Here is a 23,944-nt window from a genome sequence, read left to right as displayed (position 1 = left end):
GCGACAGATCGCGGGGGCCCGGCGAACCGGGCTGAGATAGCGGCTGGGACGGCCGCTGACCGCATGAACCTGACCGGGTAATGCCGGCGTAGGGAGAGATCGAGTCGTCATGACCGAACCTGTGGTTCCAGCTGCCCGCAAGACCTATCTCCAGGGCTCGCGCCCGGAGATCCGGGTCCCGATGCGGGAGGTGCCGCTGACCAACGGCGACGTCGTCGTCCTGTACGACACGTCCGGGCCGTCCACCGATCCCGAGCAGGAGACCGACGTGCGCAGGGGGCTGCCGCCGCTGCGGGAGGCCTGGATCGCCGAGCGCGGCGACACCGCCCCCTACGAGGGGCGGGCGGCGCGCCCCGAGGACGACGGGCGCGGGTCGCCGCCCCCTGCCGTCCCCGCGGGCGCGGGAGGCCGCCTCCCCCGGACCGACGGCGAGGGCGCCCTGCCGCGGCGGCCGCGGCGCGCCACCGGCGGCGCGGTGACGCAGCGCGCCTACGCGCGGCGCGGGGAGATCACGCCGGAAATGGAGTTCGCCGCGCTGCGCGAGGGCGTGGCCCCGGAGTTCGTCCGGGACGCGCTGGCCGCCGGCCGCGCGGTGCTGCCCGCCAACGTCAACCATCCCGAGATCGAGCCGATGGTCATCGGGCGCGACTTCCTGGTCAAGGTCAACGCCAACATCGGCAACTCGGCCGTCGCGTCCTCGATCGAGGACGAGGTCGAGAAGATGGCGTGGGCGACCCGCTGGGGCGCCGACACGATCATGGACCTGTCGACCGGCCGCGACATCCACACCACGCGGGAGTGGATCCTGCGCAACTCGCCCGTGCCGGTCGGGACCGTCCCGCTGTACCAGGCGGTGGAGAAGGTCGGCGGCGACCCGGCGGAGCTCACCTACGAGGTCTTCCGCGACACCGTGATCGAGCAGGCGGAGCAGGGCGTGGACTACATGACCGTCCACGCCGGGGTGCTGCTGTCCTACGTGCCGCTGACGGCGCGGCGCAAGACGGGGATCGTGTCGCGGGGCGGATCGATCATGGCGGCCTGGTGCCTGGCGCACCACGAGGAGAACTTCCTCTACACCCGTTTCGAGGAGCTGTGCGAGATCTTCGCCGCCTACGACGTGACCTGGTCGCTCGGGGACGGGCTGCGTCCCGGCTCCGTCGCGGACGCCAACGACGAGGCCCAGTTCGCCGAGCTGCGCACCCAGGGCGAGCTGACGCGGATCGCGGCGCGGTTCGGCAACCAGGTGATGAACGAGGGCCCCGGGCACGTCCCGATGCACAAGATCAAGGAGAACGTGGACCTGCAGCAGGAGTGGTGCGACGGGGCGCCGTTCTACACGCTCGGGCCGCTGACCACCGACATCGCGCCCGGCTACGACCACATCACCTCGGCGATCGGCGCCGCGATGATCGGCTGGCACGGCACCGCGATGCTCTGCTACGTCACGCCGAAGGAGCATCTCGGGCTGCCGGACCGCGACGACGTCAAGGCCGGCGTGATCGCCTACAAGATCGCCGCGCACGCCGCCGATCTCGCCAAGGGCCATCCGGGCGCGCAGGCGTGGGACGACGCGCTGTCGGAGGCGCGGTTCGACTTCCGCTGGGAGGACCAGTTCAACCTGTCCCTGGACCCCGGCACCGCCCGCGCCTTCCATGACGCGACGCTCCCGGCGGCGCCGGCGAAGACCGCGCACTTCTGCTCGATGTGCGGGCCGCACTTCTGCTCCATGAAGATCACGCGGGACGTGCGGAGGTTCGCGGCCGAGCGCGGTCTCGCCGACGGGGAGGCCCTCGCCGCCGGGATGCGGGAGAAGGCCGAGGAGTTCCGGTCCGCCGGCGGCCGGCTGAACCTCCCGGTCTCGCCGGCCGACACCTGACCGGCGGCACCGCCCAGAGCCGCCGAGGAACCGGGGTACGCGACCGGGCCCGCCGCGCACCGCGCGCGGCGGGCCCGACCTGCGTCCGGCGTATCCGGACGCAGGTCGGGCCACCGGCGCGGATAGGATCGAGGGACCGTTCCAAAAGCCGCGGATCCTCCCGATACGCCGCCGGCCCGTTCCACCCCCGGGAAGGATCGACGACCCAGGTGACCAGCGACGACACGCCGAAGGCGCGCCCGGTGCGGGCCGACGTGCGCCGCAACCGCGCGCGGCTTCTCGCCGCGGCGCGCGAGACCTTCCAGCGCCAGGGCGCGGGCGCCTCCCTGGAGGGAGTGGCGCGGCTCGCGGGCGTCGGCATCGGCACGCTCTACCGCCACTTCCCCACCCGCCAGGACCTCCTGGAGGCGGTGCTCGCGGACGTCTACGCCGGGCTGGCCGCGGCCGCCCGCGACCTGCTTGACTCCCCCTCCCCCGGCGAGGCCCTGCTGGCCTGGCTGCAGACGTTCGTCTCGGAGATCACCGCGTTCCCCGGCATGGCCGCCTCGGCGATGGTGTCGCTGCGCGACCCCCGGCTCGACCCCTCCGGCTCCCGCGCGGCGATGTCCGAGGCGGGCCGGGCGCTGCTCGTCCGCGCGCAGCGCGCCGGGGACGCGCCCGCCGGCGCGGCGTTCGGCGACGTGCTGCGGCTCGCGGGCGCGATCGCGACGGTCGCCGAGCGTGACCCGGACGCCGCCGCCCGGCTGCTGTCGCTCACCGCCGCCGGCGTGGCGCCGGGCGGGGTCCGCTAGGGCCCGGTCAGCCGGTCTCGGGGACGGGCAGGACCCGGCGGGGGCCGCGCGGCGCGTCGGCCCGCCGGCGCCACTCGCGCGGGTACCCGACCGACACCTCGATGTGGGGAACGCCTCCGGTCCAGATCGTCCGGGGGATGTGCAGGTGCCCGTAGACGACGGACACCGCGCCGAACCGGCTGTGCCAGTCGGCGGTGCGCTCGGTGCCGCACCACTGGGCGAACTCGGGGTACCAGAGGACGCGGGTGGGTTCGCGGACGAGCGGCCAGTGGTTGACGAGCACGGTCCGCGTCCCCGGCTCCAGGCCGCACAGGCGTCGCTCGGTGTAGGCGATCCTGGCGTCGCACCAGGCGTCCCGGCCGGGATACGGGTCGGGGTGCAGGTAGACCTCGTCGGTGCACACGACGCCGGCCTCGTGCGCGGCCTCGAGGGCCTCTTCCTTGCTGGACGTCCCGTCCGGCCGGAACGTGTAGTCGTACAGGATGAAGAGCGGCGCCACCGTGACGGCGCCGTCCGGGCCGGCCCAGACGGGATAGGGGTCCTCGGGGGTCAGCACGCCCAGGCCGCGGCACATCTCGACGAGGCGGCGGTAGCGGGCCTCGCCGCGCAGCTGCACGGGGTCGCCCTTGACGGTCCACAACTCGTGGTTGCCGGGCACCCACAGCACGGTGGCGTAGCGCTCGCCGAGGGTGCGCAGGGTCCACTCGACGTCGGCGAAGCGCTCGCCGACGTCGCCCGCCACGATCAGCCAGTCGTCCTCGGACGCGGGCCGCAGGCCCTCGACGAACGCGCGGTTCTCCGGGAACCCCACGTGCAGGTCACTGATCGCGTAGACGCCGCCCATCAAGCGATGGTAAGCCCCGCCGCGGCCGCCGGTGGGGTCTTCATCCCGCGGGGGTTCCGCTGGGGCGTGCCGCTCCCGCGAGCGTGACTCGGCGGGCCGGGGCTGCTTGCATGACAGCGACAGTCCCCCGCCATTCCCCAGGGAGCCCCGATGCGACGCCGAATGACGGCCGCGCTCGCCGGCGCGGCAGCCGCGTTCATGCTGTGGTCGGTGCCGGGCGCGGCCGCCGCCCGCCCGGCCTACGGCCCGTCCGACCCCGGCCCGCTGTACGCGCAGGTCAAGGACCGTGACACCCGGCTGCAACTGCAGGTGCTCGGGCGCCCGGACGGCAAGGACATGCTCTACCGGATCTCGGGCTTCGTGTACGTGGACGCGCCGGGCGACACCCTGGCGCCCGCGCTGCGGCACGGGACGAGGCTGTTCGGCTTCGAGGGCTACAACATCCGGCGCCTGTACCGCGAGCCGGGCACGAACAGGCTGTACCAGCTCAGCCGCGAGATCGTCTTCTACACCGACCCGCAGGACCCCGCGCGGGTGCTGCGGGAATGGCGCAACCCGCTGGACGGCAAGACCTATCCACTGATCCCGGTGAACAACGACGACGTCGATTTCGGGCCGTTCCCGATCACGCCGGAGTTCAGGCTCGGGCCGCTGGCGGACGTCCAGCGCAATCTCGCCCAGGTGTCGGACATCCCGCCGCGCACCGATCTGAAGGCGCTGACCGGGGACGACTTCGGCCTCCCCGGCGGGATCTACACCGCGTGGGAGATGTTCGACTTCTACATCGGGAAGCGGGAGGCCGAGCACCGGGCGCACGGCGTCCCGAAGGGCGCGATGGAGGTGGCCGACAGCTGGACGCGGTCCAGCCCGTTCATCCCGTCGATGTGCGTCGCGGACAGGGACGTGCGCGCCCGGCTGACGTTCCATGCCCGGAGCTGGACCCTCGGTTCCTGGGACGAGCTGGAGCCCTGGCTGAAGGCCGAGGTCCAGCGGGACCACCCGCTTTACCGGAGGGCCCCCGACGCTCCGGCGCGGTCGGAGACGTCCTGGACGTCCTTCTACCGGAAGCAGCTCCAGGGCGGCGCCCTGAAATGGGCTGAATGGTGCGCGAAGAACGGCCGGTAGAGGTACAGGGAACGAGGCCCGTGCCCCTTTTCGGAGCGCGGGCCTCGCGGGTTCGCCGATCAGTTGTTCTTGCCCCAGACGTAGACGGCCAGGCTCATGGCGAGGAGGCTCGCCCAGCTGGACACGGCACGGACGGTGTTCCACGCCGTCCAGCGGCCGGAGTAGTCCGACCAGATCCTCGCCGCCTCGGTCACGTCCTTGGGGATCGTGACGCCGTCCAGGTCGTTGTTCATCGGGATGTTCACCGCAAAGCTCGGGAGGAGCGCGCCCACGAAGTACAGGCCGGCAGCGGCGAAGAAGAGCAGGGCCGCCGACTTCTGGTCCAGGGTGAGCAGCAGGACCCCCGCCGCGGCAGCCAGCACGGGAACCAGGAGGAACATCGCCACGAAGACCGGGTTCTGGATCCTCTGGTTGATGCCCTGCATGGCGTCGATCGCCGACGCGGGCCGCGCCGCGTTCAGCCCGGGCATCACCCCCGTGGAGAACCCGAAGAACGTTCCGGCCATGCCGGCCGCCATGATGATGGAAAGGGTCGCCGAGACGCCCGCGAGAGAGAATTTCATGATGTCCGATCCTCGGGTCAGTGGTTCCAGATGCCGCTGGCGGCGGTTTCGCGCGCGTACTCGGAGAAGTCGCGCGGCGGCCGGCCGAGGGCCCGCTCGACACCGTCGGCGGGCCGGGCGTTGCGGCCGTCCAGCACGGTCGTGAACAGGTAGGTCAGCAGGCCGATGACGTCCTCGGGCACGCCGTGCTCCCGGAGGGCCGCCGCGTTCTCGTCCGCGCTGACGGGAACGAAGGCGATCTCGCGTCCGGCGGCGCGGCCGATCTCGGCGACCGCGTCGGCGAACGTGAGCGCCCGGGGGCCGGTCACCTCGTACACCTCGCCGGCGTGGCCGTCCCGGGTGAGCGCCTCGACGGCCACGTCCGCGATGTCGTCGGCGTCCACGAACGGCTCCGGGACGTCGCCCGCCGGGAGGACGACCTCGCCGGCTCGCACGGGGTCGAGCAGGTAGTCCTCACTGAAGTTCTGCGCGAACCAGCTCGCCCGCACGACCGTCCAGACCAGGCCCGACTCCTGGACGATCCGCTCGCACTCCCGCGCCTCGGGCTCGCCCCGCCCCGACAGCAGGACCACGCGCCGCACACCCGCGCCGGCCGCCGCACCTGTGAACGCGCGGATGGCGTCGGGGGCTCCCGGCACGGCCAGGTCGGGATAGTAGGAGAGGTAGACCTTCTCGACGTTCCGCAGGACGGGCGCCCAGGTGGACTCGTCCTCCCAGTCGAAGGGCGGCGAGGCCGACCGCGAGCCCATCCGGACCGGGACGTTCAGGGCCTCCAGCCGCTCGACGACGCGGCGGCCGGTCTTGCCGGTCCCGCCGAGGACGAGGGTGAGGCCGCTTTCGATGATGTCGGATCCGCTGTTCGTCATGCCCTTGAGTCAACAGCCGGGCGGTTCCGGCCACCATGGTTGAGAAGCTCGCCCCCATACGCGAGCGTCTACGCTGACCTCCATGGACGCTCTGGCCGAACTCCTCGACGGTCCTCGCGCGCGGGGAGCGTTCATGCTGCGCTCGACCCTCGCGCCGCCCTGGTCGCTCCGGATCCAGGACGAGGCGCCGCTGACCCTGCTCTCCATGGTCAGGGACGAGGCGTGGCTGGTCCCGGACGATGGCGAGCCGCAGCGCGTCGGCCCGGGCGACATGGTCATCTTCCGGGGGCCGGCCCCCTACACCGTCAGCGACGACCCGGCGACCGCGCCGCAGATCGTCATCCATCCCGGGCAGCGCTGCACCACCCCGGACGGCACGAGCCTGTCGGAGGCCATGGACCTCGGCGTCCGCGCCTGGGGCAACGACCCGGACGGGCCGGCGGTCATGCTGATCGGCACCTACCAGATGCGCGGCGCCGTCACGCAGCGGCTGCTGGCCGCGCTGCCCCAGATCGCGGTCGTCCGCGGCGACACGTGGAGGTCGCCGCTCGTCGCCGTGCTGCAGGAGGAGATCGGCAAGGACGAGCCCGGCCAGGACGTCGTCCTCGACCGGCTCCTCGACCTGCTGCTCATCGCGACGCTGCGCGCCTGGTTCTCCCGCCCGGACGCCGCCGCGCCCGGCTGGTACCGCGCCCACGGCGACCCCGTCGTCGGGCCCGCGCTGCGGCTCCTGCACGACGACCTCGCGCACCCCTGGACGGTCGCGGACCTCGCGGCCGGGGCCGGGGTGTCGCGCGCCGCGCTCGCGCAGCGGTTCGCGAAGCTGATCGGCGAGCCGCCCATGGCCTACCTCACCGGCGTCCGCCTGGCGCAGGCAGCCGATCTGCTGCGCGAGACGGACGCGACGCTGGAGGCCGTGGCCCGCAGGGTCGGCTACGGCAACGCCTTCGCGCTGAGCACGGCCTTCAAGCGCGAGCACGGCGTCAGCCCGCAGGAGTACCGAACCGGGGCGGCGACGGCCTGACCTGCCGGGCTCACTGCTCCCTGCGCAGTGTCGGCTCGGGCAGCGCGAGCGGGCAGGCCGGTGAAGATCATGTCCATGAAGACCTGCCCGGACAGGAAGACGTCGAGGCCGGGCGGCGGACCCGTCCCGGCGTACGGCCGCCGCCTCCCGCTCGGCGCAGGGTTCGGCGAGGGGACGGCTCGGGCGCCCGGCCGGGCGCGGTCTGCTGGGTCACGGGGCCCCCTGGGCGAGGCATGGAACGTTCTCACGGACCCTAGCCCGCACCACCGACATCCGGTCCGCTATCGCGGAACGTACAGGCGGATGTCGTCCACCTGCGCCGATCCCTCGTAGAAGTTCATGTGCGGGTCACCGACCATGAACCGGTCCGGGTAGGCGGACCCGGCCGGCCAGGTGCCGCGGTCGACGAGGGTGCCGCCCGGGCCCGTCCAGGTCCAGTCGGCGTCGAACCGGCCGTCGTACTCGCCGGGCTTCTGGTTGTAGTGCCAGATCGGCTCGCCGTCCTGGACGAACGAGCGCGTGTAGCGGAGGGTCGCCCTGCCCACATGCGCGAAGACCCCGGACATCTCCATCGTGTAGGCGCCGCCGCGCCGCTCCACCGCGAACGTGTACGGCTCCGCCGGCAGCAGCTCGGGCCGCAGGTCGACGGTCGAGACGATGGCGCCGCCCTTGCGCAGCCCGCACTCGCTCTCCATCAGGTACTCGGTGCCCGGCATAGTCGGGTAGCGGCGGTCGTCGGTCATGAAGATCGCGTTGACGCCGTTGCCCGTCCCGGCGGAGTACGGCTCGTACCGCCCGGTCGCCGGGTCGCAGTACAGCAGGCCCTTGCCGGTGTACTCGTACCGGTTGTAGCCGTCCATGGCGACCTTGCGGTGGCCGTGCACGAACACGTTGTTGTGCGGCGCGACCTGCCGGTAGTCCATGATCGACATGTAGTAGAAGCCGTTGGAGTCGGTCCGGACGTCGGCCCATTCGCACTCGGGCCGGGTCTGGTCGCCGCCCGAGGCCCAGGGGAAGTTGGTCTTGCAGCCCTCCGGCGAGTAGCCGTTGATCCTGCCGTCGGGGTAGTCCCAGGACCCGTTCCTCTGGCCGCCGAAGTCCAGGCCGCGCAGCGTCATCTCCACCCGGTACTCGGCGGGCAGGTCGCGGGTCGAGCGGATGACGACGCCCGCCTGGTGGACCGGCTCGTCCAGCCGGGCCACGCCCTCGCGGGAGGTGAGCGTGGGCGGCGCGTCCGGCCGGCCGTCCCCGTCGGCGTCGCGGGCGGCCAACTCGGCGGTGAGCCAGCCGCGCTTCCCGAAGGTGAACGACTTGCGGTAGGTCTTCATCTCCGCGAGCCGCTGCCGGAACCCCGGGCCGCCCATCGTGTCGAAGTAGGCGCCGTCGTTGTCGTAGATGTCGACGTCGTACGGACTGGACGGACCGTCGCCGTCCGGCTTCCAGGGGGCCTTCGCGTCGTCGATGTGCCGGTCGAACGGCTCGGCGGCGACCAGCCTCCAGCCGTCCCTCGCCCCCGGCCGGCTCGCGTCCGCCTGGGCCGGCGCCGCGCTGAGCGCCGCCGGCATGAGCATCGGCAGGGCCAGCGCCACGGCGCCGCGCACGAGCTTCCTCATCTGGCCGCCTTCCTCGCCGCGGCGAGCGCGGCGTCGACACGGTCGGGATCGGCACCGTCGGCCGATCTGCCGAGACGGTATTGCGGACCTTCCGGCGCTGACCACGGCAAACATCGCCAAAGTGGTATTGACCAGTCGCCATAATGGGACATACCGTGTGCGACGACAGGAACCACGTCAAAGGAGGTGACAGGCGTGCCATCCGCCGGTGAGGGCCGGGCCGCGAGCACGAAACGGCAGGCGGTGCGCCGCGAACTGCTCGCGATGCTGGACGACCTGGACGTCGGGGACGCGCTGCCGTCCGAGCGCCGGCTGGCCGAGGAGCTCGGCGTCTCGCGGCCGACACTGCGCCAGGCCATCGACGGGCTCGTCGCCGAGGGCCTGCTCGACCGGCGCCACGGAAGCGGGACCTACGTGGCGCAGCCCCGGATCGCCGTGTCGCTGACCATGACCTCGTTCACCGAGGACATGATCAGGCGCGGGATGAAGCCGGGCGGCAGGGTGCTGTCGTTCCGCACCGAGACCGCGGGGGCGCGGATCGGCCGCCGGCTGGCCCTGTCGCCCGTCGAAGAGGTATTTACCATTCGGCGGCTCCGGCTGGCCGACGAGGCCCCCATGGCCATCGAGACCCTCTACCTTCCGCGGGCGCTGATGCCGGGCCTGCGGCGGAGCGACCTGGAAGGGCGGTCGTTCTACGACCTGCTCCGGGGCAGCGGCATCGCGATCGCCTCGGGCACCGAGACCATCGAGCCGACCGTCACCACCGCCGAGGAGGCCGCCGAGCTCGGCGTCCCGGTGCACATGCCGGCCTTCCTGTTCGAGCGGATCACCAGGGACGCGGCCGGCCGGCCGCTGGAGTACGTCCGGTCCCTCTACCGCGGCGACCGGTACCGGCTGGAACTGGACCTGCGACCACCGAACCACTGACCGCACGCCCGGGCCCCGCGCACCGGGCGCACGATCGTCCGTCCGCGCTGACGGGGGCGACAGCGCACCACCCATCCCCCGAGATGTGAGGCGAGTTCACCATGGACGTCATCAAGGACATCCTCACCTTCCTGGCCGACAACGTGTTCGGCCAGGTGCCCATCCTCATCGGGCTCATCACGCTGGCGGGCCTGCTCCTGCAGCGCAAGCGGTTCGAGGACGTCTTCGCCGGGGCGCTGCGCGCCACGATCGGCGTGGTCATCCTGTTCATCGGCGTGGAGGTCTTCACCGGCGGGCTGACGAGCTTCCAGACCGTGCTCGCCAGCGCGATGGGGACCACGCCGCCGAAGGCCGACCACAGCCTCGCCGACTTCCTCGCCGACCAGGGCGGGACGGTCGCGCTGGTGATCACGGTCGCGTTCCTCGCGCACGTGCTGGTCGTGCGGCTCTTCCCCGCGGCCCGGTACCTGTACCTGACCGGCCACCTGATGTTCTGGGTCAGCACGGTGACCGTCGCCTCCCTGGTGACGATCGCGCCCGGCGCCGACCAGCTCACGCTCGTGCTCTGCGGGGCCGGGTTCGTCGCCGCGTACTGGACGCTGCAGCCGCTGTGGATGCGGCCGCTGATGCGCCGCGTCATGCCGGACGACCGGTTCGGGTTCGCGCACACCAGCTCGCTCGCCTGCCTGATCACCGGCTACGCGGCCCGCCCGCTCGGCAGCCGCGAGAAGCACGACACCGAGAAGCTGAAGCTCCCGCGCCAGCTGTCGTTCTTCAAGGACGTCAACGTCAGCACCGCGCTGATCATCACCGTGATCATGCTGGTCGGGGTCGCGTTCGCCGACCACGGCGTGGTGACCAGGGCCGCGGCCGAGATGGACGACAAGCTGTCGCCGTGGGTGTGGGCGATCCTGGTGGGCCTGCGCTTCGCGGGCGGCATCGCGATCCTGCTGTTCGGCGTGCGGATGTTCCTGGGTGAGATCGTCCCGGCGTTCAAGGGGTTCAGCGACCGGGTCATCCCGGGCACGCGCCCCGCGCTGGACGCGCCCACCGTGTTCCCCGTCGCGCCGACCGCCGTCATGGTCGGGTTCGTCGCCTCCACCGCGGTGTTCCTGGTCTGCCTCGCGGTCTTCGCCGCCGCCGGCTGGTTCACCCTCGCCCCGCCCATGATCATGCTGTTCTTCGTGGGCGGCGCGGCGGCGCTGTTCGGCAACGTGGTGGCGGGCTGGCGCGGCGCGGTCCTCGGCGGCGTCATCACCGGGCTGGCCCTGGCCGTCGGGCAGGCCGTCACCTGGGGCCTGTACGAGCGGACCGCCCCCGAGCTGGCGACGCTCGCCGACCCCGACTGGTACGCGATCGGCTGGCTGCTGAAGGCCGCGGACCCGGTCGTCGGCGGCAACTCGATCTGGCTCGTCCCCGCGGTCGCGGTCGGCGCGATGATCATCACCCTGCTGCTCCTCGGCCGCGCCGAGAAGCGCCGGGCGGCGGCGGACGAGGAGGAGGAGACGGCGCCCGAGAGCACGGCCCCCGCGGAAGCCTGACCGGCGGCGGGAGCCCGAGGGCGGAAGCCCGGCGGACGGCGCAGTCCTGGCGGGCGCCCGCGCAGCCCTGACCGACCCTACGAGGAGAGAAGGACGACATGGCACTGGACCGGCAACTGGAGATCCTCGCGGTCTGCGGCGTCGGCATGGGCTCCAGCCTCATGCTCAGGATGACGGCCGAGGACGCGCTGCGCTCGCTCGGCGTGGACGCCCGGGTGGAGAACACCGACGTGTCCACGGCGCGCGGGATGTCGCCCGACGTGGTGATCGGCCAGGGCATGCACACCGGCGAGATCGCCGACCTGGCACCCGTGGTGATCACGATCAGCGACTTCCTGGACAAGGAGGGCCTGGAGGCCCAGCTCAGGGAGCGCTTGACCGAGCAGGGCTGGCTCTCGTGACGGCCCGCTCCGAGGGGGCGGCCACCGGGTCCGCCGCGCGGGGACCGGTCGTGGCCGCGACGGACGGGGCGAGCGCGGGCGGCTGGCGGGAGGCCGTCCGCGTGGCGGCCTCCGCGCTGGTGGCCGCGGGCGCGGCGGGCGAGGGCTACCCGGAGGCGTGCGTCCGGGTGGTGGAGGAGAACGGCCCCTACATCGTGCTGACCAAAGGGCTCGCGCTCGTCCACGCCCGCCCCGAGGAGGGCGGGCTGGCCGTCGGTGTCGGCGTGACCCGGCTGGCCACGCCGGTCGGGTTCGGTCATCCTGACAACGACCCGGTCGACCTGCTGCTGGCGTTCTGCACACCCGACCCCGACGCGCACGTCGGCACCCTGTCCGGGCTGGCGCGCGCGCTGTCGGGCGGTCTCGCCGACCGCCTGCGCGCCGCGTCCGGCGAAGACGACCTGGCCCGCATACTGAAGGAGGCTCTACCGAATGCCTGACGCGGCGTCCTCCGGGTTCCCCGCCGGGGTGCGCACCCTGCTCGACGACCTCGACGCGACCTCGGGCGGGGCGGCCGGCGACGCCGCCGCCCTGCTGCTCGACGCGATCGGGGCCGGCGGGATCGTGCACGTCGCCGGCGCCGGGCATTCCCTGGCCATGGTCTGCGAGACGTTCTACCGGGCCGGCGGCCTCGCCGCCGTCCGCCCGATCTGGGACCCCGCCGTCTTCCCGCTCGACCACGCGCTGCGCAGCACCCGCGCCGAGCGGCGGGACGGGGTGGGGCGCGCCGTCGTCGAGAAGGCGGCGCCCGCCCCGCCCGACGTGGCGGTGGTGTTCTCCACCAGCGGCCGCAACCCCTATCCGGTGGAGGTCGCGCGGGAGTGCGCGGCGCGGGGCGTGCCGGTCGTCGCGGTGACGTCGGCGCGGGCGTCGCGGGGCGCGGCGGCGCGGGCCGACACGACCCTCGCCGACCACGCGGTCATCGTGCTCGACACCTGCGTCCCGCCCGGGGACGTGCTGCATCCGGCGGGCGCGCCGCGCACCGCGGCGGTCTCCACCGTCCTCGCCGCGTACGCGTGGGCGCGGGTGCTGGCCGACCTCGACGACCTCGCGGCGGCGCGGGGCGTGGAGCCGCCGCGCTGGACGAGCGCGAACGTCCCCGGCGGCGACGAGGTGAACGCCGCGCTGCTGGAGCGCTACCGGCACCGCATCCCCGAGTTGACGGGCGGGGGGTAGCGGGGAACCGCGGATCGCCCCGCGGCGTTTCTCATATGACCGGACCGACCCGCCATGACAAGATGCGGGGCCTGGTTCGGACCGGAACGAGGAGCGAGATGACGACGAGACCGACCGGGGACGACCTTCTTGCCGTGTTCAGGCGCGCGGACCTCGGCGGCGACGAGAAGCTCGACCTGATGGAGTTCACGCTGGTGCTGGACGAGCTGGGACTGTCCTGGACGCGGGCCGAGACGCAGGACAGGTTCGAGAAGGCGGACAGCAACCTCGACGGGTTCATCTCCTACGGCGAGTTCCGCGCCATCCTGGAGTCGCAGGGCTGGGTCGGGGGGCCCCTGCCCGGCGCGCACGCCTGACGGCGAAGAGGTGGGCCCGCCGGACGGCCGGCGGGCCCTTCCGCGCGTCTCGGACCGGCGAAGAGGTCAGACCCTGCGGCCGCGCAGTTCCCGGTACCTGCGCACGAGCGCGCCGGTGGACGGGTCGGGCGCCTCGGACGGCGGCTCCTGCGAGGTGAGGGCCGGGGCGAGGTCCATCGCCATGACCTTGCCGAGCTCGACACCCCACTGGTCGAAGGAGTCGATGCCCCAGATCGTCCCCTCGACGAAGACGATGTGCTCGTAGAGCGCGACGAGGGAGCCGAGGGTCTTCGGGGTGAGCTTCGGCGCGAGGAGCGTGCTGCTCGGCCGGTTGCCCGGCATGACCTTGTGCGGGACGACCGCCGCGGGCGTGCCGTCGGCGGCGATCTCCTCGGCGGTCTTGCCGAACGCGAGCGCCGAGGTCTGCGCGAGCATGTTCGCGGTGAGCAGGTCGTGCATCCCCTCGCGGTCCTCGAACGGCTCGGCGAAGCCGATGAAGTCCGCGGGCACGAGCCGGGTGCCCTGGTGCAGCAGCTGGTAGAAGGCGTGCTGGCCGTTGGTGCCGGGCTCGCCCCAGAAGATCGCGCCGGTCTGCGCGATGACCGGCGCGCCGTCGGCCCGCACCGACTTGCCGTTGGACTCCATCGTGAGCTGCTGGAGGTAGGCGGGGAACCGCGACAGCCGCTGGCTGTAGGGCAGGACGGCCCGGGTCTGCGCGCCGAAGAAGTCGGTGTACCAGACGCCGAGCAGCCCCATCAGCACCGGCATGTTCGCCTCGAACGGCGCGCTGCGGAAGTGCTCGTCGACCTCGCGGAACCCGGCGAGCATCGCGCGGAACGCCTCGCCGCCGATCGCGATCATCAGCGACAGGCCGATGGCGCCGTCGAAGGAGTAGCGCCCGCCCACCCAGTCCCAGAACCCGAACATGTTGGCGGTGTCGATGCCGAACTCGGCGACCCGCTCGGCGTTGGTCGACACGGCGACGAAGTGGCGGGAGACGGCGTCGTCGCCGAGCCGCTCGGTGAGCCACCGCCGCGCGACCTTGGCGTTGGTGAGGGTCTCCAGCGTCCCGAACGTCTTGGAGCTGACGACGAACAGCGTCTGCTCGGGGTCGAGCCCGGCGAGCTTGCCGAGGATGTCGGCCGGGTCGATGTTGGAGACGAACCGGCAGGAGACGCCCGCGTCGGCGAAGTCGTGCAGCGCCTCGTAGGCCATGGCGGGGCCGAGGTCGGAGCCGCCGATGCCGATGTTGACGACGGTCGTGATGCGCTTGCCGGTGAAGCCCGTCCACTCCCCCGACCGGACGCGGCCGGCGAAGTCGGCCATCTTGTCCAGGACGGCGTGCACGTCGCCCGCGACGTCCTGCCCGTCCACCGTCAGGGCCTCGGCGGGAGGCAGCCGCAGCGCGGTGTGGAGGACGGCGCGGTCCTCGCTGACGTTGATGTGCTCCCCGCCGAACATCGCCTCGATCCTGGCGCGCAGCCCGGCCCGCTCGGCGAGCGCCGCGAGCAGCGTCAGGGTCTCGCCGGTGATCCGGTGCTTGGAGTAGTCCAGGTACAGGTCCCCCGCGGTCACCGTCATCCGGTCGGCGCGGCCCGGGTCCTCCGCGAAGAGCTCGCGCAGGTGCCGCCCGGCGATCGCCGCCTGGTGCTCGGCCAGCGCGGTCCATTCGGGCGACTCGGTGATATCAGCCATTGCCTTCTCTCATCTCCTCGTGGGGGCGGGGGGCGTACCCCCGCGGGCGGGCGCCGAACGTCCCCCTGGCGCCACGCCGCTCCCACCGGCGATCATAGATTCGACCGCGCGTGACCGTATCAGGGCCGTCGCCGCGCGCGCAGCGATCCGCCCCGTCCGCCGGTACCGATCATGAACGGGACTAGGCTCGCCCTCGGCCGCCGAGGGCGGGGTGGATCGCGGTTCGAGGGGAGTCCCGGGTGGGCGAGCGGGCGTTCTGGGTGGGCACGTACACCGGCGCGGCCGGCGGCGGCGCCGGGATCTACCGCGTCGCGCGGGCGGCCGACGGGACGCTGCGGGCGGCCGGGCTCGCGGCGGAGGCGGTGTGCCCGTCGTACCTGGCCGTCCATCCCACCGAGGACGTCCTGTACGCGGTCCGGGAGGAGGACCGCGGCGGGGTCGTGGCCTACGCGGCGGCCGGACCGCGGCTGACGGAGATCGGGGCGCGGGAGGCGGGGGCGCTGCCCTGCCACCTGTCCGTCTCGCCGGACGGCCGGCGCCTCCTCGTCGCCGACTACGGGTCCGGAACGGTCCGGGCCTACCCGCTGGGCCCCGGCGGCGGTCTCGCCGGGGAGCCGGACGTGGCGGACGGGCACGGCGGCGGGCCGAGGGCCGACCGCCAGGAGGGCCCGCACGCCCACATGACCGTCCACGCCCCCGACGGGACGGTCCTGACGACCGACCTGGGGGCGGACCTCGTGCGGTCCTTCCGGTTCGAGGGCGGCGCCCTGCGGCCTGCCGGGGAGACGGCTCTTCCGGCCGGGTGCGGGCCGCGGCACCTGGTCGTCCATCCGAGCGGGCACGTGCACGTGCTGGCGGAACTGGCCGCGTCCGTCCTGGTCCTGAGGCCGGCCGACGGGTACGCGAGCCTGGAGGTCGTGGCGGAGTCGCCCGCGACGGCCGGCCCGGCGGGCGACGCGGCCCAGGGCGCGGCGATCAAGCTCGGCGACGGCGCCCGGTACGTCTACACCTCCATGCGCGGCACGGACGTGGTGACCACCCACCGGGTGCTGGACGGCGGCGCGGCGCTGGCGCCGGTCGCGGACGTCGCCTCCGGCGGGCACTGGCCGCGCGACCTGCACGTGGACGGCGAGTGGATGCACGTGGCGAACGAGCGGAGCGACGCGATCGCGACCTTCCGGATCGGGGCGGACGGCGTCCCGGCGCCGGCGGGGCCGCCCCTGGACGTCCCCTCGCCGGTGTGCGTGATCCCCGGCTGACCACCGGTCCGGGCGGGCGTTTCCTGCGGGCCGGCTCGGGCACGTCCCGGGTGGACGAGCCCGACACCCAGGGAGCATCCCGACATGACGACGATCGCCACGACCAACCCCGCGACGGGCGAGGTCGAGAAGACCTTCGACGCGCTGACCGACGAGGAGGTCGACCGGCGCGTCGCGCGGGCGGCGGACGCGTTCGCCTCCTACCGCACGGTCCCCCTGGAGCGGCGGGCGGAGTGGATGAACGCCGCGGCGGACGTCCTGGACCGGGAGGCCGGCCAGATCGGCGCCATGCTGACCACCGAGATGGGCAAGACGCTCAAGGCGGCCGTGGCGGAGGCGCACAAGTGCGCGAAGGCGTGCCGGTACTACGCCGGGCACGCGGCGGAGTTCCTCGCCGACCGGCGCCCCGCCGACCCGGCGGACGTGAACGCGCGGGACGCCTACGTCCGCTACCAGCCGCTCGGGCCCGTGCTGGCGGTCATGCCGTGGAACTTCCCGCTGTGGCAGGTGATCCGCTTCGCGGCGCCCGGCCTGATGGCGGGGAACGTCGGACTGCTGAAGCACTCCTCGAACGTCCCGCAGACGGCGCTGTTCCTGGAGGACCTGTTCCGCCGCGCCGGGTTCCCCGAGGGCGCGTTCCAGACGCTGCTGATCGGCTCGGCGAAGGTGGAGCGGGTGCTGCGCGACCCGCGGGTGAAGGCCGCGACGCTCACCGGCAGCGAGCCCGCCGGGCGGTCCGTCGCCTCCATCGCCGGGGACGAGATCAAGCCGACCGTGCTGGAGCTCGGGGGCAGCGACCCGTTCGTGGTGATGCCGTCCGCCGACCTGGAGGCCGCGGCGCACACGGCCGCGGAGTCCCGGTGCCTCAACAACGGGCAGAGCTGCATCTCGGCGAAGCGGTTCATCGTCGACACCGGCTGCGCCGAGGAGTTCGAGCGGCTGTTCGTCGAGCGGATGCGCGCGAAGAAGGTCGGCGACCCGATGGACGAGGCCACCGACGTCGGCCCCCTCGTCAGCGAGCAGGGCCGCGCCGAGGCCGAGGAGCTCGTGGCCGACGCGGTCGGCAAGGGCGCCACCGTGCTGTGCGGCGGCGAGCGCCCCGGCGGGCCCGGCTGGTACTACCCGCCGACGGTGGTCTCCGGGGTGACGCCCGAGATGCGGATGTACCGCGAGGAGGTCTTCGCGCCGGTCGCGTCGCTGCTGCGCGTGCGCGGGGTGTCGGAGGCCGTCGAGGTCGCGAACGCGACGGGCTTCGGGCTCGGCTCGAACGCCTGGACGCTCGACGACGACGAGCGGGAGCGGTTCGTGCGGGAGCTGGACGCGGGACAGGTCTTCATCAACGGGATGACGACGTCCTACCCCGAGCTGCCCTTCGGCGGGGTGAAGCGCTCCGGGTACGGGCGCGAGCTGTCGGCGGACGGCATGCGCGCGTTCTGCAACGCCAAGACCGTCTGGGTCGGTTGACCGCACGCCCTCGGCCCGCCGCGCGAAGCGGGCCGAGGGGTCTCACCGGACGTCCTGCGGGACCTTCCACGGATTGTCGTCGCGGAGCGGCGGCGGGAGCAGGTCCTGCGGCCAGCCCTGGTAGGCGACGGGACGCAGGAACCGCTCCATCGCGGCCGTGCCGACCGAGGTGGTGGAGGGCGCCGTCGTGGCCGGGTACGGCCCGCCGTGCTGCATCGCGTGCGTGACGGACACACCGGTGGGCCACTGGTTCCACAGGACGCGGCCGCTCCGGCCGGCGAGCACGGCGGTGAGCGCGGCGAGGTCGCCGGTCTCCTCCGGCTCGGCGTGCAGCGAGGCGGTGAGCTGGCCGGGCAGGGCGGCCACGACGCCGGCGAGGTCGGCCAGGCGGTCGTAGGTGACGACGAGGCCGAGGGGCCCGAAGCACTCCTCCGTCGCGGCGTCGATGTCGGCCTGGAACGCCGCCAGGTCCATGGTGAGCAGGCGCGGTGTCAGCGCGTCCTCCTCGTCCGGCCAGACGAGGCGCCGCGCGCCGGGCAGGGCGCCGAGCGCGCCCGCCGCGGCCAGGTACCCGGAGCTGATCCGTTCGTTGAGCATCGGCGCGCCGGCGGCGGCGCGCAGGTGCGCCGCGAGGCCCTCCAGCAGCCCGGCCGGCGCGAACAGCAGGCCGGGGTTCGTGCAGAACTGGCCGGCCCCCAGGGTGAGGGACGCCGCGTAGCCCTCGGCGATCTCCTCGGCGCGGGCCCCGGCCGCGCCGGGCGTGACCACGGAGGGGTTCACGCTGCCCATCTCGGCGTAGAAGGGTATCGGCGCCGGCCGCTCCGCCGCGATCCGCGCGAGGGCGAGCCCGCCCCGCTGGGAGCCGGTGAACGCGGCGGCGGCGACGCCGGGATGCCGCAGGGCCTCGACTCCGGCGTCCTCGCCCTCGACCAGGGCGAACACGCCGTCCGGGAGCCCGGCGCCGGCGATCACCTCGGCCGTCCGGCGCGAGAGCCGGGGGTGGCCGGGGTGCGCCTTGACCACGACGGGGCAGCCCGCCGCCCACGCCGACGCGGTGTCGCCGCCGGCGACGCTGAAGGCGAACGGGAAGTTGCTCGCCGCGAACACCAGCACCGGGCCGACGGCCGTCCGGTGGCGGCGCAGGTCCGGCCTCGGGCCGGTGGCCCACCCCGGGTCGGCCCGGTCGATGCGGGCGTCGTGGAAGGCGCCCTCCAGGACCTGCTCGGCGAACAGCTTCAGCTGGAACGTGGTGCGGGTCAGCTCGCCGTTCAGGCGCGCCTCGCCGAGGCGGCTCTCCTCGTCGGCGAGGGCGACCAGTTCGCCGCGGGCGGCCTCCAGCGCGTCCGCGACCGCCGCCAGGCGGGCGGCGCGTTCGGCCGGCGGCGACGCGGCCCAGCCTGGCGCGGCGGCGACCGCCGCGGATACGGCCTGGTCCGGTGTCATCAGGGTTCCTCCGTGGATGCCCCGGCCTTCGGGCCGGGGAGGAAGCGGACTCTTCTCCATACCAAGGTGAAGCGGCGGTCACGGCCGCCGTGAAGGGATCGGGGCGAGCCGGCCGGCCCCTCCTAGAGGACGAAGCCCTCGGGGAAGGGGTCGGCGGGGTCGAGCAGGTAGGTGGCGGTGCCGGTGATCCAGGCTCGCCCGGTGAACTCGGGGATCACCGCGGGCAGGCCGCCGGCCTCGGCGGTGCCGACCAGGCGCCCGGTGAAGCGGGTGCCGATGAACGACTCGTTGACGAACTCGGTGTGCAGCGGCAGCTCACCGCGGGCGTGCAGCTGCGCCATGCGGGCGGAGGTGCCGGTGCCGCACGGCGACCGGTCGAACCAGCCCGGATGGATCGCCATCGCGTTGCGGGAGCGCCTGGCGTCCGACCCGGGCGCGAGGAACTGGACGTGCTTGCAGCCTCCGATGAGCGGGTCGGCCGGATGGACGGGGCGGTCGGTCCCGTTGATCGCCTCCATGATCGCCAGCCCCGCCCGGAGGATGTCCTCCTTGCGGGCCCGGTCGAACGGCAGCCCGAGCGGTTCGAGGTCGGTGATGGCGTAGAAGTTGCCGCCGTAGGCCATGTCGTAGCGGACTTCCCCGAACCCGGGCACCGTCACCACGGCGTCCCGCCGGAGCGCGAACGAGGCGACGTTGCGGAGCGTGACGTGCTCGGCGACGCCGTCGCGGACCGCGACGCGGGCCTCGACGAGGCCGGCCGGGGTGTCCAGCCGCACGATCGTCTCCGGCTCGGTCACCTCCACCATCCCGGTCTCGACCAGGACGGTCGCGACGCCGATGGTGCCGTGCCCGCACATCGGCAGGAACCCGCTGACCTCGACGTAGACGACGCCCCAGTCCGCGTCCGGTCGAGTGGGCGGCTGGAGCAGGGCGCCGCTCATCGCGGGGTGGCCGCGCGGCTCATCCACGAGGAAGCGGCGCAGCCCGTCCAGGTGCCGCACGGCGTGGCGGCGCCGCTCGGCCATCGTGGCGCCCGGGATGGGCGCGACGCCGCCGGTGACGACGCGCGTCGGCATCCCCTCGGTGTGGGAGTCGACCGCGCTGATCGACCGGGCCGAGCGCATCAGGCCGCCCGCCGCGCGAGGGCCGCGATCGCGCGGTCCATGTCGGCGGTGACGGCGGCGCGGTGCTCGGGCACGAGCGGGCCGCGCGGCGGGCGGCAGGGGCCGCCGTACCGGCCGACCTGCTCCATGCCGAGCTTGATCGCCTGGACGAACTCGGTGCGCGAGTCCCAGCGGAACGCGGCGACGAGCGGCTCGTACAGGGCGCGGGCCTCCTCCAGCTTCCCGGTGGTGGCCAGCTCGTACAGCAGCGCCGACTCGGCGGGGAAGACGTTGGGGAAGCCCGCGAACCAGCCGGTCGCGCCCATCAGCAGCGCTTCGAGGGTGACGTCGTCGGCGCCGGCGACCACCTCCAGGCCCGGGGCCCTCTCCCGGATCTCCAGGACGCGGCGGACGTCGCCGGAGAACTCCTTGACCGCGACGACGCCGTCGATCTGGGCGATCTCGGCGAGCAGGTCCGGGGTGAGGTCGACCTTGGTGTCGATGGGGTTGTTGTAGACCATGACCGGCAGGCCGACGGACGCGACGGCCTCGAAGTGCGCGATGATCTCGCCGCGGTTGGCCCGGTACATCGTCGGCGGCAGGCACAGGACGCCGTCGGCGCCGTCCTCGGCCGCGATCTGCGCCCAGTGCCGGGCCTGGTGGGAGCCGGGGCCGTGCACGCCGACCACGACGACACCGTCCCGGCCGACCGCCTCGACGGCGGTGCGGGCGACGCGCCGGCGCTCGTCGTCGGTCAAGGAGGAGTACTCGCCGAGGGAGCCGTTCGGGCCGACCCCGCGGCAGCCGTTGTCGACGAGCCAGCGGCAGTGCTCGGCGTACCGGTCGTGGTCGACGGCGAGCCCGGCGGGGGCGGCGGCGTCCTCGCGGTAGGGCAGGGCCGTCGCCACGATGACGCCGCCGAGGCTCTGGAGCTTGCTGTCGCTCATCGGGCGCTCTCTTTCTTGTCGGGTGGGTCGACCGGAGGGTCGGCGAGCTCGCCGAGCCGGATGGGCTGGGCGACGGGCCTGCGATGGGGATCGCCCCCGCCCGCGCGGTCGCGGAGCAGCTCGGCGACGGTGGGGCCGCAGACGCGGGCCTGGCAGGGACCGAGGCCGGCGCGGGTGCCGAGCCTGACGGCGCGGGCGGAGCCGGCGGCCTCGCCGTCCGCGGCGCGCAGCAGGGTCCCGTAGGCGGTCTCCTCGCAGCGGCAGACGATCGTGTCGGGGCGCAGCCAGCCGGGCCACGCCGCCCCGACGGGGTGCGCGGCGGCGAGCCGGGCGGCGAACGCGCGCGCCCGGTCGCGGCGCCGGCGCAGGACGGCGGCCGCGCGGTCGCCGCGGGCTCCTCCCCCGGCGGCCCAGCCGGCGAGCAGCCCCTCGGTGCGGGCGGCGGGCGCCCCGGCGATGCCGGTGATCTCCCCGGCCGCGTAGACGCCGGGGACGCTGGTGCGCTGGTCGTCGTCGACGTCGGTGAAGGCGCCGCCGCGCAGCCGGCAGCCCGCGGCGACGGGCAGTTCGAGCTGCGGGCTGAAGCCGTGGGTGACGCAGAGCGCGTCCACCGCGACGGTGCGCTCGGTGCCGGGCACGACCGACCAGTCGTGGTGGAGCCGCGCCGTGACCGCCTCTTCGACGCGCCCGTCGCCCCGGGCCTCGATCACGGCGCGGCCCGTCCGGTACGGGACGCGGTGCCGGGCCAGCAGCCCCGCGTACCCGGCCAGCTCCGCCGCCTTGCCCGCCTGCGGCGCCAGCTCCCACGGGCGCGCGGTCCAGCCGCGCGCCACGGTGGCGGCGGGGTTGGCCTCCAGCACTTCCAGGACGGTGGCGCCTGCCTCGACCAGCGACGCGGCGACCGGGAGCAGGAACGGTCCAGAACCGGCGATGAGGACGGGGTCGCCGATGACCAGGCGCTCCCCCTTCGCCAGCGCCTGCGCCGCCCCCGCGGTGTAGACGCCGGGCAGCTCCCAGCCCGGGAACGGCAGGACGCGGTCGTGTGCGCCCGGTGCGAGCACCAGCGCGTCCGGGCGCAGGACGTGCCGTTCCCGTCCGGCGCCGTCGGCCTCACCTCGCAGCACGTGGACGTGCGGCGGCCCCTGTTCGGTGCGGTCGACGGCCCAGACGGCGCTCTCGGGCCACCAGCCGCAGCGCGGATGGCCGAGCACGCGGTCGCGCAGCCGCTCGAAGCCGCGCCGGCCGTGGTGCAGGCGGCCGGGGCGGGCGGCGCCGAACGCGGCGGGCGGCATCCGGTGGTACTGGCCGCCGGGCTCCTCGGCCGCGTCGAGCAGCGTGACCCGCGACCCGGCGCGCAGCGCGCCCGCCGCCGCGCCGAGCCCCGCGGGCCCGGCGCCGACGACCACGACGTGCCGGCTCACCGGGCGTCCCGGGACTGGGTCGCGACGACGTCGCCGTCGCGGGCGCGGCGGCGGCAGGCCCGCACGTCGCGGGCGCCGTTGACGGTGAGGAGGCAGTCGAAGCAGGCGCCGATCCCGCAGAAGACGCCGCGCGGGGCGCCGGACGGGCCCCGCCGCCAGGCGCGGCGGCCCGCCGCCAGCAGCACCCCGGCGAGGGTCTGGCCGGCGACGCCGTCCACGGGCTCGCCGTCCACGGTGATCCGCAGCGGGACGTCGGGGCGGCGCCCGGTCCGGTCGCCGCCGGCCGGGACGAGTCGCGCGCTCATCGGGTCTCTCCCTCGCACTGGGCGGCGGGCCGGTCCGCGCGGAACGGCGCCGCGTCGATCGCCGGGGCGCGGCCCAGCATGAGGTCGCGCAGGACGGCGGCGGTCCCGGCGGACAGCCCGATCCCGGCACCCTCGTGCCCGGTGGCGTGCCAGAGGCCCTCCAGGTGCGGGTCGGCGCCGATGACGGGCAGGTGGTCGTCGACGTACGGGCGGAACCCTCCGTAGGCGCGCATCACCGGCACCCCGGCCAGGGACGGGAACAGCCGCAGCGCCTTGGCCGCGATGACCGACAGCACCTCGGGGCGGATCCGGTCGTCGAACCCGACCCGGCGGCGCGAGGAACCGAGGAGGATCGTCCCGGCCCGGGTGGACTCGACGACGGCGGACGCCTGCAGGTCCCCGACACCGCTGCCGACCGCGCCCACGTAGTCGGCGTCGTAGACCTTGTGGAAGACGGTCGGCGGCATCGGCGCGGTCACCAGGACCTCGCCGCGGCGGGGCCGGACGCCGAGCCGGGCGCCGAGCCTCCCGGCGACCTGCCCCGACCAGGGCCCGGCCGCGTTGACGACGGCGTCGGCCGCGATCGTCCCGCCGGAGGTGCGGACGCCGGTGATGCGGCCGCCGCGCCGGACCGCGCCGAGGACCTCGCACCCGGTGCGCAGCACGGCGCCGGCGCGCACGGCGGCGGCCAGCAGGGCGACGGCGGCCCCGGCGGGCTGGACCTGCGCGTCCTCGGGGTAGTGGACGGCCTTGGCGAAGTCGCGCGTCACGTGGGGTTCGGCGGCGGCGAGGGCGGCGGCGTCCAGGTCCTCGGCGGCGACCCCGGCCTCGCGCTGGGCGGCGGCGAACCCCGTCAGCGCCTCGGCGCCCGCGGCGGTGGTGGCGACGACGATGCCGCCCTTGGCGTCCCATTCGACACCGCCGGCGTTCGGGTCGCCGTCGAGGATGGCGGGCCACAGCTCGCGCGACAGCCGCGCCAGTTCGAGCTCCGGGCCCGGCCCCTTGTCGGAGACCAGCACGTTGCCCTCGCCGCGGGCGGTGGTCCCGGCGGCGGGTCCGCCCCGGTCGGCGACGGTGACCGCGCAGCCCGCCAGGGCCAGTTCGCGGGCGCAGGCCGCGCCGATGATCCCGGCGCCCAGCACCACCACCCGCGCCATCGCACCTC

At 74.3% G+C, this 23,944-nt stretch carries 23 protein-coding genes and 1 riboswitch; of the genes, 12 read left to right on the top strand and 11 right to left on the bottom strand.

Annotated features, from left to right (window positions below; genetic code table 11):
• A riboswitch (TPP riboswitch) is annotated at positions 1-114 on the top strand.
• Positions 110-1,876: a phosphomethylpyrimidine synthase ThiC gene (gene thiC / locus CHC11_RS32150; protein ID WP_089315625.1), complete on the top strand. Its 1,767-nt coding sequence runs from the start codon at positions 110-112 to the stop codon at positions 1,874-1,876. It overlaps the preceding riboswitch by 5 nt.
• Before the next feature lie 209 nt (positions 1,877-2,085).
• Positions 2,086-2,667 carry a TetR/AcrR family transcriptional regulator gene (locus tag CHC11_RS32145; protein WP_218826340.1) on the top strand — a complete coding sequence of 194 codons (582 nt, stop codon included), beginning with the start codon at positions 2,086-2,088 and terminating at the stop codon, positions 2,665-2,667.
• Positions 2,668-2,674: 7 nt separating this feature from the next.
• Here CHC11_RS32145 and CHC11_RS32140 read toward each other — a convergent pair whose 3' ends face one another.
• Positions 2,675-3,511 carry a metallophosphoesterase family protein gene (locus CHC11_RS32140; protein WP_089315624.1) on the bottom strand — a complete coding sequence of 279 codons (837 nt, stop codon included), beginning with the start codon at positions 3,509-3,511 and terminating at the stop codon, positions 2,675-2,677.
• Positions 3,512-3,661: 150 nt separating this feature from the next.
• Between CHC11_RS32140 and CHC11_RS32135 the strand changes: the two genes are divergently transcribed.
• On the top strand, positions 3,662-4,636 hold the full coding sequence (locus tag CHC11_RS32135) for a DUF1838 family protein (RefSeq protein ID WP_089315623.1): 975 nt from the start codon (positions 3,662-3,664) through the stop codon (positions 4,634-4,636).
• Between the two features lie 59 nt (positions 4,637-4,695).
• Here the strand turns inward: CHC11_RS32135 and CHC11_RS32130 are convergent, their stop codons facing one another.
• Together CHC11_RS32130 and CHC11_RS32125 are read right to left on the bottom strand one after the other, a co-directional pair.
• Complete coding sequence (locus CHC11_RS32130; protein ID WP_089315622.1) at positions 4,696-5,199, bottom strand: anthrone oxygenase family protein; 504 nt, start codon at positions 5,197-5,199, stop codon at positions 4,696-4,698.
• A gap of 17 nt (positions 5,200-5,216) precedes the next feature.
• Positions 5,217-6,065: a Rossmann-fold NAD(P)-binding domain-containing protein gene (locus tag CHC11_RS32125; protein ID WP_089315621.1), complete on the bottom strand. Its 849-nt coding sequence runs from the start codon at positions 6,063-6,065 to the stop codon at positions 5,217-5,219.
• Positions 6,066-6,147: 82 nt separating this feature from the next.
• Here CHC11_RS32125 and CHC11_RS32120 point away from each other — a divergent pair, with 82 nt between their 5' ends.
• Positions 6,148-7,089: an AraC family transcriptional regulator gene (locus CHC11_RS32120; RefSeq protein WP_089315620.1), complete on the top strand. Its 942-nt coding sequence runs from the start codon at positions 6,148-6,150 to the stop codon at positions 7,087-7,089.
• Between the two features lie 281 nt (positions 7,090-7,370).
• On the opposite strand, the gene CHC11_RS32115 is transcribed toward CHC11_RS32120, so the two are convergent.
• Complete coding sequence (locus tag CHC11_RS32115) at positions 7,371-8,702, bottom strand: hypothetical protein (protein ID WP_089315619.1); 1,332 nt, start codon at positions 8,700-8,702, stop codon at positions 7,371-7,373.
• Between the two features lie 195 nt (positions 8,703-8,897).
• Between CHC11_RS32115 and CHC11_RS32110 the strand changes: the two genes are divergently transcribed.
• From CHC11_RS32110 to CHC11_RS32085, 6 genes are all read left to right on the top strand, one after another.
• The gene (locus CHC11_RS32110) at positions 8,898-9,629 is read left to right on the top strand and encodes a GntR family transcriptional regulator (protein WP_245920038.1); all 732 of its coding nucleotides are present in this window, start codon (positions 8,898-8,900) and stop codon (positions 9,627-9,629) included.
• A gap of 101 nt (positions 9,630-9,730) precedes the next feature.
• The gene (locus CHC11_RS32105) at positions 9,731-11,170 is read left to right on the top strand and encodes a PTS ascorbate transporter subunit IIC (protein ID WP_089315618.1); all 1,440 of its coding nucleotides are present in this window, start codon (positions 9,731-9,733) and stop codon (positions 11,168-11,170) included.
• A 98-nt stretch (positions 11,171-11,268) separates the two neighbouring features.
• Positions 11,269-11,571, top strand: coding sequence for a PTS sugar transporter subunit IIB (locus tag CHC11_RS32100; protein ID WP_089315617.1), 303 nt, complete (start codon positions 11,269-11,271; stop codon positions 11,569-11,571).
• A gap of 50 nt (positions 11,572-11,621) precedes the next feature.
• Positions 11,622-12,050 (top strand): PTS sugar transporter subunit IIA, encoded by a 429-nt coding sequence (locus CHC11_RS32095; protein WP_179279107.1) that lies wholly within the window; start codon positions 11,622-11,624, stop codon positions 12,048-12,050.
• A complete protein-coding gene (locus tag CHC11_RS32090) occupies positions 12,043-12,786 on the top strand; it encodes a sugar isomerase domain-containing protein (protein WP_089315615.1) in 744 nt (247 codons plus the stop codon). The genes CHC11_RS32095 and CHC11_RS32090 overlap by 8 nt, the downstream gene beginning before the upstream one ends.
• Positions 12,787-12,884: 98 nt before the next feature.
• Complete coding sequence (locus tag CHC11_RS32085) at positions 12,885-13,142, top strand: EF-hand domain-containing protein (protein ID WP_089315726.1); 258 nt, start codon at positions 12,885-12,887, stop codon at positions 13,140-13,142.
• A 66-nt stretch (positions 13,143-13,208) separates the two neighbouring features.
• Here CHC11_RS32085 and pgi read toward each other — a convergent pair whose 3' ends face one another.
• A complete protein-coding gene (pgi, locus tag CHC11_RS32080; RefSeq protein ID WP_089315614.1) occupies positions 13,209-14,837 on the bottom strand; it encodes a glucose-6-phosphate isomerase in 1,629 nt (542 codons plus the stop codon).
• A 239-nt stretch (positions 14,838-15,076) separates the two neighbouring features.
• Between pgi and CHC11_RS32075 the strand changes: the two genes are divergently transcribed.
• A complete protein-coding gene (locus CHC11_RS32075; RefSeq protein WP_089315613.1) occupies positions 15,077-16,096 on the top strand; it encodes a lactonase family protein in 1,020 nt (339 codons plus the stop codon).
• An 84-nt stretch (positions 16,097-16,180) separates the two neighbouring features.
• Positions 16,181-17,560, top strand: coding sequence for an NADP-dependent succinic semialdehyde dehydrogenase (locus CHC11_RS32070; RefSeq protein ID WP_089315612.1), 1,380 nt, complete (start codon positions 16,181-16,183; stop codon positions 17,558-17,560).
• Positions 17,561-17,602: 42 nt separating this feature from the next.
• Here the strand turns inward: CHC11_RS32070 and CHC11_RS32065 are convergent, their stop codons facing one another.
• From CHC11_RS32065 to CHC11_RS32040, 6 genes are all read right to left on the bottom strand, one after another.
• Complete coding sequence (locus tag CHC11_RS32065) at positions 17,603-19,003, bottom strand: aldehyde dehydrogenase (NADP(+)) (protein ID WP_089315611.1); 1,401 nt, start codon at positions 19,001-19,003, stop codon at positions 17,603-17,605.
• Between the two features lie 122 nt (positions 19,004-19,125).
• Positions 19,126-20,127, bottom strand: a complete 1,002-nt coding sequence (locus tag CHC11_RS32060) for a proline racemase family protein (protein WP_089315610.1) — start codon at positions 20,125-20,127, stop codon at positions 19,126-19,128.
• On the bottom strand, positions 20,127-21,053 hold the full coding sequence (locus tag CHC11_RS32055) for a dihydrodipicolinate synthase family protein (protein WP_089315609.1): 927 nt from the start codon (positions 21,051-21,053) through the stop codon (positions 20,127-20,129). The genes CHC11_RS32060 and CHC11_RS32055 overlap by 1 nt, the downstream gene beginning before the upstream one ends.
• Positions 21,050-22,474 (bottom strand): FAD/NAD(P)-dependent oxidoreductase, encoded by a 1,425-nt coding sequence (locus CHC11_RS32050; RefSeq protein WP_089315608.1) that lies wholly within the window; start codon positions 22,472-22,474, stop codon positions 21,050-21,052. The genes CHC11_RS32055 and CHC11_RS32050 overlap by 4 nt, the downstream gene beginning before the upstream one ends.
• On the bottom strand, positions 22,471-22,779 hold the full coding sequence (locus CHC11_RS32045; protein WP_089315607.1) for a (2Fe-2S)-binding protein: 309 nt from the start codon (positions 22,777-22,779) through the stop codon (positions 22,471-22,473). Before CHC11_RS32045 ends, CHC11_RS32050 begins: the two co-directional genes overlap by 4 nt.
• The gene (locus CHC11_RS32040; protein WP_089315606.1) at positions 22,776-23,936 is read right to left on the bottom strand and encodes an NAD(P)/FAD-dependent oxidoreductase; all 1,161 of its coding nucleotides are present in this window, start codon (positions 23,934-23,936) and stop codon (positions 22,776-22,778) included. Before CHC11_RS32040 ends, CHC11_RS32045 begins: the two co-directional genes overlap by 4 nt.
• Between the last annotated feature and the right edge of the window lie 8 nt (positions 23,937-23,944).

This window comes from Actinomadura mexicana, from assembly GCF_900188105.1.
Taxonomy (GTDB): Bacteria; Actinomycetota; Actinomycetes; order Streptosporangiales; family Streptosporangiaceae; genus Spirillospora; species Spirillospora mexicana.
Note: the sequence above shows the minus strand (reverse complement) of the source record. Positions and strands in the feature narration are given on the sequence as shown.